At 73.9% G+C, this 16,239-nt stretch carries 14 protein-coding genes and 1 pseudogene; 8 read left to right on the top strand and 7 right to left on the bottom strand.

What is annotated here, in order from left to right:
* Positions 1–112: 112 nt before the first annotated feature.
* Together SVTN_RS07580 and SVTN_RS07575 are read left to right on the top strand one after the other, a co-directional pair.
* Positions 113–1,519, top strand: coding sequence for a cytochrome P450 (locus SVTN_RS07580; protein WP_041128365.1), 1,407 nt, complete (start codon positions 113–115; stop codon positions 1,517–1,519).
* Between the two features lie 30 nt (positions 1,520–1,549).
* Positions 1,550–1,771 (top strand): hypothetical protein, encoded by a 222-nt coding sequence (locus SVTN_RS07575; RefSeq protein ID WP_041128364.1) that lies wholly within the window; start codon positions 1,550–1,552, stop codon positions 1,769–1,771.
* A gap of 29 nt (positions 1,772–1,800) precedes the next feature.
* Here the strand turns inward: SVTN_RS07575 and SVTN_RS45390 are convergent.
* The 3 genes and pseudogenes from SVTN_RS45390 to SVTN_RS07560 all read right to left on the bottom strand — a co-directional run bounded on the left by SVTN_RS45390 (position 1,801) and on the right by SVTN_RS07560 (position 4,165).
* Positions 1,801–2,736 (bottom strand): annotated as a pseudogene (locus tag SVTN_RS45390) (ADP-ribosylglycohydrolase family protein).
* A gap of 17 nt (positions 2,737–2,753) precedes the next feature.
* Entirely contained in the window at positions 2,754–3,203 is a 450-nt protein-coding gene (locus tag SVTN_RS07565) for an ABA4-like family protein (protein WP_041128363.1), read from the bottom strand.
* Positions 3,200–4,165 (bottom strand): hypothetical protein, encoded by a 966-nt coding sequence (locus tag SVTN_RS07560; RefSeq protein ID WP_052499014.1) that lies wholly within the window; start codon positions 4,163–4,165, stop codon positions 3,200–3,202. Before SVTN_RS07560 ends, SVTN_RS07565 begins: the two co-directional genes overlap by 4 nt.
* 120 nt (positions 4,166–4,285) lie before the next feature.
* Between SVTN_RS07560 and SVTN_RS07555 the strand changes: the two genes are divergently transcribed.
* Entirely contained in the window at positions 4,286–4,936 is a 651-nt protein-coding gene (locus tag SVTN_RS07555) for a MerR family transcriptional regulator (RefSeq protein WP_041128362.1), read from the top strand.
* A 354-nt stretch (positions 4,937–5,290) separates the two neighbouring features.
* Here SVTN_RS07555 and SVTN_RS07550 read toward each other — a convergent pair whose 3' ends face one another.
* A complete protein-coding gene (locus SVTN_RS07550) occupies positions 5,291–6,127 on the bottom strand; it encodes a siderophore-interacting protein (RefSeq protein WP_041128361.1) in 837 nt (278 codons plus the stop codon).
* Between the two features lie 90 nt (positions 6,128–6,217).
* Positions 6,218–7,123 (bottom strand): 5'-3' exonuclease, encoded by a 906-nt coding sequence (locus SVTN_RS07545; RefSeq protein WP_041128360.1) that lies wholly within the window; start codon positions 7,121–7,123, stop codon positions 6,218–6,220.
* A 340-nt stretch (positions 7,124–7,463) separates the two neighbouring features.
* On the opposite strand from SVTN_RS07545, the gene SVTN_RS07540 reads away from it, so the two are divergent.
* The 4 genes from SVTN_RS07540 (at position 7,464) to SVTN_RS07525 (ending at position 11,765) form a co-directional block, all read left to right on the top strand.
* The gene (locus tag SVTN_RS07540) at positions 7,464–8,537 is read left to right on the top strand and encodes a quaternary amine ABC transporter ATP-binding protein (protein WP_041128359.1); all 1,074 of its coding nucleotides are present in this window, start codon (positions 7,464–7,466) and stop codon (positions 8,535–8,537) included.
* On the top strand, positions 8,530–10,341 hold the full coding sequence (locus SVTN_RS07535; RefSeq protein ID WP_041128358.1) for an ABC transporter permease/substrate binding protein: 1,812 nt from the start codon (positions 8,530–8,532) through the stop codon (positions 10,339–10,341). The genes SVTN_RS07540 and SVTN_RS07535 overlap by 8 nt, the downstream gene beginning before the upstream one ends.
* Before the next feature lie 142 nt (positions 10,342–10,483).
* Entirely contained in the window at positions 10,484–11,035 is a 552-nt protein-coding gene (locus SVTN_RS07530; protein WP_041128357.1) for a helix-turn-helix domain-containing protein, read from the top strand.
* Between the two features lie 10 nt (positions 11,036–11,045).
* Complete coding sequence (locus SVTN_RS07525) at positions 11,046–11,765, top strand: helical backbone metal receptor (protein ID WP_041133681.1); 720 nt, start codon at positions 11,046–11,048, stop codon at positions 11,763–11,765.
* Here the strand turns inward: SVTN_RS07525 and SVTN_RS07520 are convergent.
* The gene (locus SVTN_RS07520; RefSeq protein ID WP_041128356.1) at positions 11,692–12,870 is read right to left on the bottom strand and encodes a TDT family transporter; all 1,179 of its coding nucleotides are present in this window, start codon (positions 12,868–12,870) and stop codon (positions 11,692–11,694) included. The two genes, SVTN_RS07525 and SVTN_RS07520, sit on opposite strands and share 74 nt — an antisense overlap.
* A gap of 71 nt (positions 12,871–12,941) precedes the next feature.
* On the opposite strand from SVTN_RS07520, the gene SVTN_RS07515 reads away from it, so the two are divergent.
* Complete coding sequence (locus SVTN_RS07515) at positions 12,942–13,868, top strand: LysR family transcriptional regulator (RefSeq protein ID WP_041128355.1); 927 nt, start codon at positions 12,942–12,944, stop codon at positions 13,866–13,868.
* 546 nt (positions 13,869–14,414) lie between these two features.
* Here the strand turns inward: SVTN_RS07515 and SVTN_RS07510 are convergent.
* A complete protein-coding gene (locus SVTN_RS07510) occupies positions 14,415–16,043 on the bottom strand; it encodes an amidohydrolase (RefSeq protein WP_041128354.1) in 1,629 nt (542 codons plus the stop codon).
* Between the last annotated feature and the right edge of the window lie 196 nt (positions 16,044–16,239).

Raw genomic sequence — 16,239 nt, 5'->3', positions numbered from 1 at the left:
GCCGTTGGGGGCGGTTGTCCACAGGTCGTTGTCCACAGGGGTGGCGCGGGGGCCCGGGCTTCCGCTTGCATGGACTCGCAAGCAGGGGAAGCCGGTTGGGGAGGGGACGCGCATGGCCACGCAGGCAGGTCCGGACGCAGGGACGCGAGACGAGGGGAAGCCGGCGGGCCGGGCGCCCGCTCCGGTCTTCGCCGACGGACCGCGAGGTGTGCCCCTCCTCGGCAACCTCCCCGCCTTCGGCAAGGACCCCCTCGCCTTCTTCGAACTGCTCCGGGGGCGCGGTGACTTCGTGCGCTGGCGCTTCGGAGGCAAACGGTCCCTCTTCATCGCCCACCCCGACACCGTCGGCGAACTCCTCACGGAGATCGAGCGCAGCTTCGACCAGCCGGACCTCGGCATCGCCTTCCGCACCCTCCTCGGCAACGGCGTCATCGTCTCCAAGGGAGCCGACTGGCGACGCAAGCGCTCCCTCGTCCAGCCCTCCGTCCGCCCCAAGCAGGTCCGCTCCTACGCGGCGACGATGACCGAGTGCGCCGTGGACCTCGCCGACCGCTGGGCCGACGGACAGCAGGTCGACATCAAGAAGGAGATGGCCGCCCTCACCCAACTCATCGCCGTCCGCACCATCTTCGGCGTCGACACCGCCGCCGACGCCGAAGCCATCGGGCAGGCGATGGACATCGCGCAGAAGGAGATCGGCGCCGAGTTCAGCGGCATCGGAGCGGTGCTGCCCGACTGGGTGCCCACCCCGGGACGCGCCCGCATCAAGCGCGCGACGGCCGTCATCGACGCGGAGGTCTCCCGCGTCGTCTCCCGCCACCGCGACGGCGACACGGAACGCCCCGACCTCCTCAGCCGACTGCTCGCCGCCCGGGACGAGTCGGGTGCGCCCCTCTCGGACCAGGAGATCCGCGACGAGACCGTCACCCTCTACATCGGCGGCCACGAGACCACCAGCTCCACCCTCGTCTGGGCCTGGTACCTGCTGTCCCGCAACCCCCGGGTCCGCGAAGCCCTCACCGGGGAACTCGACCGGGTCCTCGCCGACCACGAGCCCGGGTACGACGACTACGCCTCGCTCACGTACACCCAGGCCGTCATCAAGGAGACCCTCCGGCTCTACCCGACGATCTGGCTCCTCACCGGCACAGCCAAGGAGGGCGCCACCCTCGGCGGCGCCCCCGTCCCCGCCGGGACCCGCGTCTGGTCCAGCCAGTGGGCCACGCACCGGGACCCCCGCTGGTACGGGGACGCCGAGGCCTTCCGCCCCGAGCGCTGGCTCACGGGAGACGACGGCGAACCGGCCGAGCAGATACCGGAGTACGCCTGGTACCCCTTCGGCGGCGGCCCCCGCGTCTGCCTGGGCACCCGCTTCGCCCTCGTCGAGGCGGTCCTCGTCCTCGCGGTCCTCGCCCGCCGCTACCACCTGGACCTCACGGCCGAGGAGATACGCCCGGTCCCCAGCCTCACGCTCCAGCCGGACCGGGACGTCCTGGCCACGGTCCACGCCCGCAGCTGAGCCTCGGTGGGGTGCGGCTATCGTCGCGGAATGGCTCAAGATCCCGAGAAGTTCGACACCGCGATGGCCACCTGGCAGGAATGGCAGGAAGCCCCCTGGGGCCGCCTCCGCTACACGCTCGCCGAGGCGAACCTGCTGCGCCACCTCGACGAGGGGCCCGGGGGCGGGGAGGGCCCCGGGGACGGGCCGCTGCGGATCCTCGACCTCGCGGGCGGCGACGGCGGCGACGCTCTTCCAGCTCACGGCCCGTAAGCGGGCGGCCGCCTGACGGTTCGGCGGGTTCAGTGCCCCGTGGCCAGAGCCTTGGCCAGGTCCCGCAGGTCCTCGGCGCGTAGGACCCGGCCGGCGAAGCCGGGGAGGGGGACGTGGAGGAGGGACGTCCATCGGGCGGGGATGGCGTCGGGGCCGTACACCGTGCCCGCGAGGGTGCCGGTCACTGCGGCGACGGTGTCGGTGTCGCCGCCCCCGTTGTGGGCAGTCGTTCCGCTGGGGCGGAACGGGTGGGCACAACGGACCCGCGCCCTGCCGGCGCCCGAGGCTTCCGTGCCCGAACCCGCACCCGCAGGTACGGCACGGTCGTGGTGCGGGTCCAGGCTCGGTACGCGGAGGCGCCGCTAGGGGCGCCGTCCCGTGTGCCCACCCGCCCCGCCCTGCGGGACGATTGCCCACACGGCGGGCGGCCGAGGGCGCCGCCCAGCCGGGCGCGGGCGCCGCGCGGGCACCGTCAGGCGCAGGCCCTACACGGGCGCGGGGCGGAGGCCCGCACCGGTCGTGGTCACCGTCTCCGTACGGCCCCGCGTTGCGACGTACACGGACGAGGTCGAGGCGCGCATCAGTGAACCGTTGCCGGCTGCACGTCCGTTGACCTGGAAGTGCAGCGCGGCGGCGACGTCCCAGGCGCCGCCGCCAAGGAGGACCTGCTCGGTCTGGAGCCCGATGTCCTTGGGGTCGGCCGCCGCCCAGCGCCGGAAGCGGTCGAAGACGTCCGGCAGGTCGAGGCCGCCCCGTTCGAGGAGCGACTCCCCGAGCAGGACGGCCATCTGGGTGTCGTCCGTAGCCTCGCCCGGATCCCAGCCGCCACCCCCGCACAACTCCCCGACGCCGTCCGGGAACCGCTGCCGGAACACGCCGGGCAGCCCGAACTCGAAGGGGGCGCCCAGCGCGTCGCCGACGGCGGAACCAAGTACTGCGCCCACGGCGCGGTCGATGTCCGGCATCCGGTCAGGGTAGGCCGTCACGCCGGGGCGGGGACCGGGTGTTGCTTCTTCCCGGTCGCCCAGGTCGCTCGGACCGCCAGGAACAGGGACAGGCCCACGGGGGAGAGGAGGATGGTCAGGAGGAGGAGCGGGGCCATCAGGAGTGGGGGGATCGAGAGGCGGCGGGCCTCGCGGTACATCCACTGGCCGAGGAGGAGGTCCCAGGCGATGACCTGCGCCCAGAGGGCGGCGGCCCCGTTCGCGAGGGTGGTGAGGTCGCGGAAGGTGTCGATGTCGGGGCTGCTGACCGCCGCCCACAGCTCGGGCAGGACGGGGACGGCGAACACCGCCCAGAGGACCAGGATCGGCAGGACGGTCAGTGGTGAGGCCGCGAGCCGTTCCGTACCCCGCCAGCGCGGCGCGAAGATCATGAGCAGCCATACCGGCGCCGCGAGGAAGAACGTCAGCTCGAACAGGATGCCGGTCATGCCGTGAGCTCCTCGGCGCGGGCGGTGGTGGCGGTGGCGGAAGTGCGGAGGGACAGTGCCGCGGCCGCTCCGCCGAGCAGCACGATCGCTCCCGCGGCGGCGAGCGTCGTGCCGTCCGGTGCGAAGAGCGCCTGGCCGCGCAGGGCCTGCCAGGCCAGAAGGAGGAAGGTGGCCGCGTACGCCGCCGAGGCCGTGAGCGTGAGGCGCAGGCGTATTCGGTCGTCGGACAGGCGGGTGAGGGTCGGGAAGCGGGTGGCCAGGGCGGTCAGGGCGATGAGGAGGAGGGGGAGCAACTGGAGCGCGTGCATGCCGAAGAAGTGGGCTATGCGGAGGTCGCCGCCCGTGGTCGCCCAGCCGGTGACCGGCAGCGACGGGCCGCCGTCCGGCACGCCGACGCTGTGCGCGCCGATGACCGGTGGGTTCTCGACGGCCAGCTGCTCCGGCGTCGGACGGACCATCAGGAAGCCCACGGCGGCGCCCGCGAGGGCTATCAGGGAGGACAGCCGGACGGCCCAGGCCATGGCCCGGTCGAGGATCCGGGCGCGGAGCAGGAGCACGGCGATGACCAGGGCGCTCAGCCAGAGCACGACGACGGTGGCGCCCATGATCGCGAAGACGGTGCTGTCGAAGGGCGTCGCCTGGTTGAAGTGGCTCCGGGTGCCGCGGATCACCTGGAGGACGATCAGCGCCATCTCGATGGTGCTGGTGACGGTGAGCACCGTCCCGGCCCACCAGCCGGCCCGTCGGCCGCGGGGGAGCAGCGAGAGCATCCAGGCCATGGTGAGTCCGTAGGCGACGAACGAGACCGAGAACTTGAACGGCTTGGTCCAGATCGGGACGCCGACCAGGATCCGGTCGTCGACGAAGATGCCGACGGCCGAGACGAGGGCGAGGACGCCCATCGAGGCGGAGAACCAGACCAGCGGGCGGTGCAGCCTGGCCGGTGGAGTCGGTGAAGACATACGGATCCCCCCGTTGGGAAAGTATGGATAGTGGCACTCGCCGCTATCTGATAGCGCCACTATCTATGATGGGGGTGCCGGTCGGCAAGACCGGAGAGGGAACTGGAAGGTGAACGCGCTGTGCGCATCGGAGAGTTGAGTCGCAGGACCGGGGTGTCGGTGCCGACGATCAAGTTCTACGTACGGGAAGGGCTGCTGCCCGCCGGGGAGTTGACGAGCCCGAACCAGGCCTCGTACGGAGAGGCCCACGTGCAGCGGCTCCGTCTGATCCGGGCGCTCCTCGACGTGGGCGGCCTGTCGGTGGCGGCGATCCGGGGCGTGGTGGTCGCGGTCGACGATCCCGAGCAGCCGGTGCACGAGGTGCTCGGCGCGGCGACCAAGCCTCTGGTGCCGCGCTACGACCGCGACCTCGGCGACGGCGTCGAGGAGGCGCGGAAGACGGTCGCCGGGCTGATCGCGGCGCGAGGCTGGCACACCGACCCGTCCGGCCCGGCGGCGGAGGCCCTCGCGGCGGCCCTCGTGACGCTCGGCGAACTCGGGCACAGCCGGTTCGTCGAGGTCCTGGACACGTACGCGGACGCGGCGGAGAAGGTCGCGCGGGCCGATCTGGAGTACGTGGCGCAGTACGTGGCGCGGGAGGAGCTCGTCGAGAGCGCGGTCGTCGGCACGGTCCTCGGCGACGCGATCTTCTCCGCGCTGCGCCGCCTCGCCCACATGGACGCCTCGAACCAGGTCTTCGGCCAGGCGCTGCGGGGCGGGGGAGCGGGCTGACGGAGGGGCCGGGCCCGAGGGGTACGGGGGACGGAGCGGCCCGGGGGGCGAAGGGGCCCGTAGGGACGGAGCGGCCCGGGAGCGAAGGGGAACGGGGGGGGAAGCGGCCTGGGGGTGAAGGGACCCGGGGGGGCGGGGCGGCCCGGGGGTGAAGGGACCCGGGGGGCGGAGCGGCCCGGGGGTGAAGGGACCCGGGGGGCGGAGCGGCCCGGGGGTGAAGAGGCCCGGTGGGGCGGAGCGGCCCGGAGGTGAAGGGGCTCGGAGGGGCGAAGGGTCTGGGGCCTTCGCGGTCCCGGGCCCGGGCCGGGCAGGTGGCCGGAGGGGCGGGGCCCTCGCGTGGCCCCGCCCCTCGGCTCAGTTCTCCTGCTCGCGCTCCACCTGGTCGTTCCACTCGCGCTTCATCGCGCGCCAGCCCTCGTCCGACTTGCCCAGGCGCCAGTAGCCCGAGATCGACAGGCGCTCGCGCGCCACGCCCCGGTCGAGCCGCAGGTGCCGGCGCAGCTCCTTCACGAAGCCCGCCTCGCCGTGGACGAAGGCGTGCACGTCGCCCGCCGGGAAGTCCAGGGCCGTGACCGCCTCGACCAGCGCCTCGCCCACCGGGCGGTCGCCCCGGTGCAGCCAGGTGACCTCGATGCCCGTCGCCGTCGCCAGCTTCTGCTCCTCGGCCGTGTCCGCGATCTCGATGAAGGCGTGCGCCTTCGCCCCCTCGGGCAGCTGCTCCAGGGCCACCGCGATCGCCGGAAGGGCGCTCTCGTCGCCCGCGAGCAGGTGCCAGTCCGCCGCCGGGTCCGGCGCGTAGCCGCCGCCGGGGCCGAGGAAGCGCACCGTCTCGCCCGCCTGGGCGCGCGCCGCCCACGGGCCCGCCAGGCCCTCGTCGCCGTGGACCACGAAGTCGATGGTCAGCTCGCGGTGGACCGGGTCCCAGGCCCGCACCGTGTACGTCCGCGTCGTCGGCCACTGGTCCCGGGGGAACTCCGCCCGGATCCGCTCCACGTCGAACGGCTCCGGGTAGGCGACGCCCTCCGGGGCGAAGAGGAGCTTCACGTAGTGGTCGGTGTACGTGTCCGCCGCGAAGCCGTCGAGCCCGGGGCCGCCCAGCACGACCCGCACCATGTGCGGAGTGATCCGCTCGGTGTGCACCACACGCGCTTCGGTGGCCTTCGGTGCCTTGCGGGTCGGCTGCTCTGCCACGAGGGATTCTCCTGACTCTGCGTACTTAGGTATGCCTAAGCTACCATCCCGTGGCAAGAGGGGCCCGGTGCGGCCGGTGTGATCCCGCGCTCAGCGCTCCAGGACCGGCAGCAGGCGTCCCACCGCGCCGCCCAGGTTCCAGCGCTTCACCAGCGCCTCCAGGGCGGCCGGGTCGCGGGGGGCGGTCGGCAGGGCCGGGTCGAACTCCGGGAGCGGCACGTCGGCGGCGACCCGCACCACCGTCGGTGCCACGTCCAGGTACGCCGCCGCCTCCACGATCCCGCGCCGCTTCGCCGGCGTCAGTTTCGACGCCGGGTCCTCCGCCGCCGCCCGGACGCCCGCCAGGTCCCCGTACTCCGTGATCAGCTGCGCCGCCGTCTTCTCGCCGATGCCCTTCACGCCGGGCAGTCCGTCGCTCGTGTCCCCGCGCAGCGCCGCGAAGTCCGCGTACTGGTCGGGCCGCACCCCGTACTTCGTACGGATCAGCTCCGCGTCCACCAGGTCGCAGTCGCCGACGCCCTTGCGCGGGTAGAGGACGCGGACGCCCCGGGCGTCGTCGACGAGCTGGAACAGGTCGCGGTCGCCGGTGACGATGTCCACGGGCCCTCCGGCGCGGCCCGCCAGCGTCCCGATCACGTCGTCCGCCTCGTACCCCGCCGCCCCGACCCGCGCGATGCCGAGCGCCGCCAGGACCTCCTCGATCACCGGCACCTGCGGCGACAGCGTGTCCGGGATCTCCTCCTCGTCCGGGCCCGTCTCCGTCTCCACGGCCACCCGGTGCGCCTTGTACGAGGGGATCAGGTCCACCCGCCACTGCGGCCGCCAGTCCTCGTCCCAGCAGGCCACCAGATCGTCGGGGTGGTGGTCCTGGACGAGCCGGGTGATGAAGTCGAGCAGCCCGCGCACGGCGTTCACCGGGGTGCCGTCCGGCGCCCGGACGGAGTCCGGCACGCCGAAGTATGCGCGGAAGTAGAGGCTGGCGGTGTCGAGGAGCATCAGGCGTCGCGTCACCCCCTGATCATGCCGCACCCCACTGACAGTGCCCCTGGATCAGGCCGCACTCCACCGAGACTGCCCCCCGGCCAGGCCGCACCCCCACCGACAGCGCCCTCCGCTCCGCGTGCCCGGCCCTCCCGGATGCGCTCGCGTGACCCCCGTCACCTTTGCGTTTGCACCTGGTGGAGCAGGGCATGCGCGAGCCCGGAGCGGAACCCGGTACGGGATTCAACGAAAAGGATCCCCGTACGCGACGGGCCCGCGGGCCGATCCCGCCCGCTCCACGGCCGGCCACGCGGGGGTGGTGAGGCCGTTCTTCGTTCCTACCCGTGAGGTGTATGTGTCCAGGCTCCAGGCCGACCATCTGTACAAGGTGTTCGGCAGACGACCCGACGAAGCCGTCCGCAGGCTCGCCGCCGGCGCCGACCGCGACGAACTGCGGGCCGACGGGACGACCGCCGCCGTCGTCGACGCCGGCTTCACCGTCGACCCCGGTCAGATCTTCGTCGTGATGGGTCTGTCCGGCTCCGGGAAGTCCACCCTCCTGCGCATGCTCAACGGCCTGCTCGAACCGACCGCCGGCCGGGTCCTCTACGACGGCCACGACCTCACCGCGCTCTCCCCCCGCGAGCTGCGCGAGGTCCGCTCCAAGAAGATCAGCATGGTCTTCCAGCACTTCGCGCTCTTCCCGCACCGAAACGTCCTGGAGAACGCCGCCTACGGCCTCGAGGTCCAGGGCGTGCCCCGCGCCGAGCGCGAGACCCGCGCCGCCGAGGCCCTCGAACTGTGCGGCCTCGCCGGCTGGGAGAAGTCCTGGCCCGACGAGCTCTCCGGCGGCATGCAGCAGCGCGTCGGCCTGGCCCGCGCCCTCGCCACCGACGCCGAACTGCTCCTGATGGACGAGTCCTTCAGTGCGCTCGACCCGCTGATCCGCCGCGACATGCAGGACCAGCTCCTCGTGCTCCAGCAGCGCCTGAAGAAGACCATCGTCTTCATCACCCACGACCTCAACGAGGCCATGCGCCTCGGCGACAAGATCGCCGTCATGCGCGACGGCAGGATCGTCCAGCTCGGCACCGCCGAGGACATCCTCGTCCGCCCCGCCGACGACTACGTCGCCTCCTTCATCCAGGACGTCGACCGCTCCCGGGTGCTCACCGCCGCCGCCGTCATGACGGACGCCGTTCCGGCCGACTGCCCCGAGGACTGCGCCTGCCGGGCCGTCGGCCCCGACATGCTCGTCGCCGACCTGTGCGCCGTGGCCGCCCTGGCCCCGCACCCCGTGACCGTCGAGGACACCGACGGCTCCGTCCTCGGAGTCGTACCGACCGAACGCCTCCTCGCCGTCATGGGCGGTGTCGCCGCGACGAATGCCCCGCTCGCCGAGGTCCAGGAGGTGACCGCCCGTGCCTAGGCTTCCCCTCGGCCAGTGGGTCGACAGCTCCGTCGACTGGCTCCAGGCCCAGTTCTCCTGGCTCTTCGACGCCGTCAGCACCGGCGTCACCGGCCTCTACGACGGCATCGACGCCGTCCTGTCCGCACCTCAGCCGCTGCTCTTCGCCGGCGTCCTCGCCGTCGTCGCCTGGTGGCTGCGCGGCCTCGCCGCCGGTGTCCTCGCCTTCGCGGGCTTCGCGCTCGTCGACTCGGTCCAGCTGTGGGACGAGGCCATGGCGACGCTCTCCCTCGTCCTCGTCGCCACCCTCGTCACCCTGGTGATCGCCGTCCCGCTCGGCATCTGGGCGGCCCGCTCGAAGACCGTCAGCACCGTCCTGCGGCCCGTCCTCGACTTCATGCAGACCATGCCGGCGATGGTCTACCTCATCCCCGGCATCATCTTCTTCGGCGTCGGCGTCGTCCCCGGCATCATCGCCACCATCGTCTTCGCGCTGCCCCCGGGCGTGCGCATGACCGAACTCGGCATCCGCCAGGTCGACGGCGAACTCGTCGAGGCCGCCGAGGCGTTCGGCACCACCCCGCGCAACACGCTGCTGCGCGTGCAGCTCCCGCTCGCCCTGCCGACGATCATGGCCGGTGTCAACCAGGTCATCATGCTCGGCCTCTCCATGGTCGTCATCGCCGGCATGGTCGGCGGCGGCGGACTCGGCGGCGCTGTCTACCGCGCCATCGGCAACGTCGACATCGGCCTCGGCTTCGAGGCCGGCGTCTCCATCGTCGTCCTCGCCATGTACCTGGACCGGATGACCGGCGCCCTCGGCCGCCAGGTCTCCCCGCTGGGCCGCCGCGCCGCCGCCAAGGCCCGCGCCGCGCTCGGCGCCAAGCGGGCCGGGGCGAAGCTCTGGGCCCACCGGCCGCAGCCCGTCACCGCCCTCGTCGGCGTCGTCGTCCTCGCCCTCGCCGCCGGAGGCATGGGCTTCCTCGGCGGCACCGGCGCGACCTCCGCCGCCGCCTCCGGCCCGAACGGCGGCCACGGCAAGAAGGTCAGCATCGGCTACATCCCCTGGGACGAGGGCATCGCCTCCACGTACCTGTGGAAGGAGCTCCTGGAGCGCCGCGGCTACGAGGTCGAGACCAAGCAGCTGGAGGCCGGCGCCCTCTACACCGGCCTCGCGGGCGGACAGGTCGACTTCCAGACCGACGCCTGGCTCCCCGTCACCCACGCCCAGTACTGGAAGAAGTACCGGAACAAGCTGGAGGACCTCGGCTCCTGGTACGGCCCCACCTCCCTGGAGCTCTCCGTCCCCTCGTACGTGAAGGGCGTCGACTCCCTCGCCGACCTCAAGGGGAAGGCCGGACAGTTCAAGGGCCGGATCGTCGGCATCGAGCCCAGCGCCGGAATGATGGGCATCCTCAAGGACAAGGTCCTCAAGGACTACGGCCTGGAGGGCGAGTACAAGGTCGTCGACGGCTCCACGCCCGGCATGCTCGCCGAGCTGAAGCGCGCGTACGACCGCAAGGAACCCGTCGTCGTCACCCTCTGGTCCCCGCACTGGGCCTACTCCGCCCACGACCTGAAGAAGCTCAAGGACCCCAAGGGCTCCTGGGGCAAGGGCGACGGCGTCCACACCCTCGCCCGCAAGGGCTTCGCCGCCGAGAACCCCGAGGTCGGCGCCTGGCTGAAGAACTTCTCGCTGACCGAGAAGCAGCTCACGGACCTCGAGGCCGTCATCCAGGAGACAGGCAAGGGCAAGGAGCAGCAGGCCGTCCGCACCTGGCTGGACCGGAACCCCGGCCTCGCGGAGAAGCTCGCCCCGCAGTAACCGCCCCTTCTTCACTGGCTGAAAAGGGGTGGTCGCCGAACGTGTTCGGCGGCCACCCCTTTTCGTCACGACGCGAAACCCCGCCCCAAAGCTGCGTAAGGTTCAGGTAACCGACCGGTACGAGCAGAGGGAGGGAGCCGACATGGACGAGAAGGAAGCACCCCGCGTGGGCGCGGCCGTCAAGAGGCGCCGCAGAGCGCTCCAGCTGACCCTGGCCGTCGTCGCCTCCCGCAGCGGCCTCTCCGTGCCCTTCCTCAGCCAGGTCGAGAACGAGCGCGCCCGGCCCAGCCGCCGCTCCCTCGAACTCGTCGCCGAGGCCCTGGAGACCACGGTCGGCGACCTCCTCGCCGCCGCCGAGGCCTCCCGCACCGTCGACGTCGTACGGTCAGGGGAGCGCTCCCCGGGCATGCCCGCCGGAGTACGGGCGCTGGTCCGCGGCCGCCACCAGCTGCACGCCCTGGAGTTCACCGGCGAGCAGGACGCGGGCCGCGAGTTCCAGCACCGGAACGACGAACTCCTCTACGTGGCCGACGGCGCCGCCGAGGTCGAGGCCGAGGGCCGCGCGTACCGCCTCGACCGCGGCGACACGCTCTACCTCTCCGGCGGCGTACGGCACCGCTGGCGCGCCACCGAGCCCGGCACCCGGCTCCTCGTCGTGGCGGTCGGCGACCACGTCGAGGCCGAGGAGCAGTGAGTACGTGGTGATGCCGAGGGTCGTGTCGCTCGTCCCCTCCCTCACCGAGGCCGTCGCCGTCACCGCGCCCGGCGCCCTCGTCGGCGCCACCGACTGGTGTTCCCACCCCGCCGGGCTCGACGTCGTCCGCATCGGCGGCACCAAGAACCCCGACGTCGCCGCGATCGCCGCGCTCCGGCCCGACCTCGTCCTCGCCAACGAGGAGGAGAACCGCGCCCCCGACCTCGCCGCCCTGCGCGCCGCCGGGCTCGACGTCCTCGTCACCGAGATCCGCACCCTCGACCAGGGACTGCGGGAGCTGGAGCGGGTCCTCGCCGCCTGCGGCGCGCCCCGGCGGCCCCGCTGGCTGGTGGAGGCCGAGGCCGCCTGGGAGGCCGTGACCCCGGTGGAGCCGCGCACCGCCGTCGTACCGATCTGGCGGCGGCCCTGGATGGTCCTCGGCCGCGACACCTTCGCCGGCGACCTGCTCGCCCGCCTCGGCGTCCGGAACGTCTACGCGGACCATCCCGACCGCTATCCGAGGATTCCTCCGGACGAACTCCGCGCGGCCGCGCCCGACCTCGTCGTCCTGCCCGACGAGCCCTACCGCTTCACGCGCGACGACGGCCCCGAGGCCTTCCCCGGGACCGCCGCCGCCCTCGTCGACGGGCGCATGCTCACCTGGTACGGACCGTCACTGGCCGAGGCCCCGCGGGCACTCGCCCGGGCCCTGCGAGCAGCGCACCGCTGAACAGCCCCCGCGCGGTGTGGAAACCGGCCACCAGCCAGGCCGCCACGAGGAACACGTACAGGCCGATCGCGAGCCACCGGAAGACGTCCAGCCCGGTGTGCAGGGCCAGGCCCTCGGCGCCGGTCACACAGGTACCGACCGGGAAGGTGAACGCCCAGAAGGTCATCGCGAAGCCCATGCCCCGCCGCCGCGCCCGCAGCACCATCGCCCCGGCGAGCGCCAGCCACAGCAGCGCGAAGCCCGTCACGGGGACCCCGTAGAGGACGGCGAAGGCGGCGAAACCGTGGGCGTACGGGGCGGGCAGCACGCCCGCGGCCGTGTCGGCGAACTTGTTCGCGGCGGTCGTCGACTGGCCGAGCGGGCCGAGGACCAGGAAGAGGGTGGGGGTCAGCGCGAGCGGCAGCGGGCCGCCGGTGACGAGCCGTCCGAAGACCAGCGGCAGCATGACCAGGGTGGCGAGCAGACTGACGCCGAACAGCGCGTAGCAGCCGATCAGGAGCGTCTGTCGGGCCTGCCCGGCGGGCAGATGGGGCACGAGCAGCGGGCCGAGCGCGGCGGAGACCATGGGGGCGACGACCGGGAGCAGCCACACCGGTGACGCGCCCTCGATCCGGTGGTGCACGACCATGAGGTACGGGACGGCCACCGCGGCCACCAGGCCGATCACCGTGCCGGCGGTGAACAGGACGGTGTCGAGGGCGACGGCCGCCGGGAGCCCGATCCAGTCCCGGCCCACGATCATCGCGCCGCCGCCGACCGCGAGCAGCGCCATCGACAGACAGCCGTAGAACGGCGCCATCGCCGGGTCCATGAGATGGGCCCTGGCCTGGTCCCGGTGGCGGGCCCAGTGCGCGGCCCGGGCCGCGACCAGGGCGAGCAGCATCGCGAGCGACAGGACCCAGACGGCGGCGCAGGCGATACGGAGGCCGGGGACGTCCGCCGGCAGGGCGGCGCCCGCGTTGGCGACGATGGCCGTGCCCATGACGGAGGCGTACCAGTTGGGTCCGAGGTGGCGGACGGAACGGGTCGCCCGGGCGCCGGGGGTGGTGGCGCCTGCGCCCGCGCTTGCGCGGAGGGCGGGGAGAGAAGGTGCGTGGCTTGCCATGTGTCGATCGTTTCGCGCAGGAACCCGCCCCCACCAGGGACGTTGCGGCTATGAGGCCATAAGCTGACTTTATGAGCAGTGAGCCGGGCGAGCCCCCGAACCCCCTCTCCCACCGGGTCCCCGACCTCGGCGCGCTCGAACTGCTCCTCGCCGTCGCCCGGCACGGCAGCCTTGGCGCGGCCGCCCGCGAGGTCGGCATCACCCAGCCCGCCGCCAGCAGCCGCATCCGCTCCATGGAACGCCAGCTCGGCGTCGCCCTCCTCGACCGCTCGCCGCGCGGCTCCCGGCTCACCGACGCGGGCGCCCTCGTCACCGACTGGGCGCGGCGGATCGTGGAGGCCGCGGAAGCCTTCGACGCGGGCGCGCAGGCCCTGCGCGGGCGACGGGACTCGCGGCTGCGGGTGGCCGCGTCCATGACGATCGCCGAGTACCTGCTGCCGGGCTGGCTCATCGCGCTGCGCGCCGAGCGGCCCGACACCGCCGTGTCGCTCCAGGCCGGGAACTCGGCGGCCGTCGCGGAACGCCTCTTCGCGGGCGAGGCCGACGTCGGCTTCGTCGAAGGGCTCGCCGTGCCGGACGGCCTCGACGGGGTCGTCGTCGCGCACGACCGGCTCGCGCTCGTCGCCGCGCCCTCGCATCCGTGGGCCCGGCGACGGCGCCCGCTCGACCCGGCGGAGCTGGCCGCGACCCCGCTGGTCCTGCGGGAACGCGGCTCGGGCACCCGGCAGGTCCTGGACGCGGCGCTCTCCGCGCACGGCGGCCTCGCGCAGCCGCTCCTCGAACTCGCCTCCACGACCGCGGTGAAGGCGGCGGCGGTGAGCGGGGCTGGGCCGGCCGTCCTCAGCGAGCTGGCGATCACGGAGGAACTGGCGTCGCGCCGCCTGGTCGCCATCCCGGTGGAGGGGGTCCTCCTCCGGCGCGACCTCCGCGCGGTCTGGCCGGCGGGGCACCGGCCTACGGGCCCGGCGCGTGACCTGCTGTCACTGACCCGAGGCTGACCGGCCCGCACCCGGCAGACCGGCGCCCCCCGCCGTGCGGGCCCGCGGCCGTGCGCCCCGCGCCCTGCTGGGCCTTCGCCCCGCGCCCGCGTGGTGCCCGCACCCGGCTGGGCGTTGCCCACCGCCGTGTGGGCCCGCACCCGCTGCCGTGTGGGGCCCGCGCCCGTGCTGGGCGGTGCCCTTCGACGCCTGCCGTGTGGCCCCGCGCTCGGGCGGGCGTCGCCCACCCGCCGTGTGGGCAATCGTCCCGCTGGGGCGGGACGGGTGGGCACACGGGACGGCGCCCTTCAGCGGCGCCTCCGCGTTCCGAGCCTGGACCCGCACCACCGCCGCGGCGCGCTGCCGGTGCGGGTTCAGGCGCGGAAGCCTCGGGCGCCGGCAGGGCGCGGGTCCGTTGTGCCCACCCGTTCCGCCCCAGCGGAACGATTGCCCACAACGGGGGCGGCACCGTCCGTGCGGGTGGGCACTGCCCCAGCGGAACGATTGCCCACAACGGGGGCGGCGGGGGCACCGCCCCGAGCGGCCGCCCACGACGGGCGGGGCCCGTCAGAGGTCCGTCGCGCGGAACGTCACCCGGCCCGCCACCGTCGTCAGGCGCACCGGAACCTCCGGGAGCTCCGTCGACGGCGTCGTCAGCGGATCCGCCGCCAGCACCGTCAGATCGCCGCGGTGGCCGACGGCCAGGCGACCCGCCACACGCTCCTCGCCCGCCGCGTACGCCGGCACCGTCGTCATGCCCCGCAGCGCCTCCAGCGGCGTGAGTGCCTGCTCCGGGCCGTGCGGCGCCTGGCCGAGGTCACGGGTCGGGCGCCGGTGCCGGGCCCCGGCCATCACGCCGAGCGGCGGGAACGGCGCGATCGGCCAGTCGGAGCCGAGGACCACGGCGGCACCCGAGTCCGACAGGTCCCGGCAGCGCCACGCGCGCGCGGCGCGCTCCTCGCCGAGCCGCCGCGACCAGTTGTCCGTGTGGTCGGCGCGCGTGAAGTCGCAGCAGTGCGTGGGCTGCATGGACGCCAGGACGCCCAGCTCCGCGAAACGGCGCAGCGTGTCGTCCGGCACCGTCTCGATGTGCTCGACCCGGTGCCGCACCTCGGCGTTCCCGTCGGTCCGTGCCTTCTCGACGGAGTCGAGCACGTGCCGTACCGCCGCGTCGCCGATCGCGTGCGTCGCGGTGGCCACGCCCGCCCGGTGCAGCTCCCCGATGATCCGGGTGTACGCCTCGGGGTCCGGCCAGAACGCGTGCGTGGACTCGCCGTGACAGTCCGGGCGTTCCAGCCACGCCGTGCCGTTGTCGATCGTCCCGTCCATGAACAGCTTCACGCCCGCGACCTGCCACAGCTCGCCGCCCGTGCCCTGGAGGTCGATCAGTTCCCGTACCCCGGCCTCGTCGGTCCCCGGCTGGCACCAGGGCGCGACCCGGAGCCGCAGCGGCAGCTCACCGGCCCCGTCGAGCTCCCCGTACAGGGCGAGGCTGTCGCCGTTGGCGTCCATGGCGTGCCCGCCGGTGAGGCCCGCCGCCGCCATCGACCGCAGCGCCGCCGCGAGCCGCTCCCGGCTCTCCTCGCGCGTCGGCCTGGGCGCGACCCGCTCGACCAGCTCGCAGGCGGCGTCCTCCTGGAGCAGCCCTGTCGGGCGCCCGTCGGCGTCGCAGACGACCTCGGCCGAGGCCTGGTCGAAGGTGCGGGGGCCGTCGACCCCGGCGAGCTCGAGGGCCCGGCGGCTGGCCAGCGCCGAGTGGGCGTCGAAGAGCAGCAGGAAGGCCGGCACGCCGTCGAGCACGGCGTCGAACGGCGCGGTGCCGACGGGCCGGTCGCCGAAGACGTTCGGGTCCAGACCCCAGCCGAACAGCCACTGGCCGCGGTCGAGGGTCCGCACCTCGCGTGCCAGGGCCTCCCGTACGTCGTCGAGGTCGGCGCAGTACGACAGGTCGAGTCCGTGCGTGAGTTCGGCGCCGGACACCGGGTGCAGGTGGCCGTCGACGAGGCCGGGGGTGACGACGGCCCCCTTGAGGTCGACGACGGTGGTCGCCGGACCGGCCAGCGTCCGGATCTCGCGGTCGTCGCCCAGGGCGGAGATCCGGCCGTCGTCGGAGACGGCGAGCGCGGTCTCCGACAGGAACGCCCCCGTGCCGGGGTCGAGCAGACGGGCGGAGAGCAGGAGGAGTCGGGTGCGCACGGTGGCTCCAGGAGAAGTGCGAGAGGTGGTCGAGGGGCGGAGGGTGGGGGCGAGGCCGGTGGGCGGGTGACGGGTGACGGGTCGGTGGCGTGAGGCCGGTGGGCGGGTGACCGGTGGCGTGAGGCCGGTGGGCGGCGTGGCCGGCGGCGGCAGACACCGCTCACCGACGGAGGCAGCCCGGCGTCGGCCGACGGCA

The sequence above is a fragment of the Streptomyces vietnamensis genome, assembly GCF_000830005.1.
In the GTDB taxonomy this organism is placed as follows: Bacteria; Actinomycetota; Actinomycetes; order Streptomycetales; family Streptomycetaceae; genus Streptomyces; species Streptomyces vietnamensis.
The sequence above is the reverse complement of the archived record's forward strand: the minus strand, read 5'-3'. Positions and strand labels throughout refer to the sequence as shown.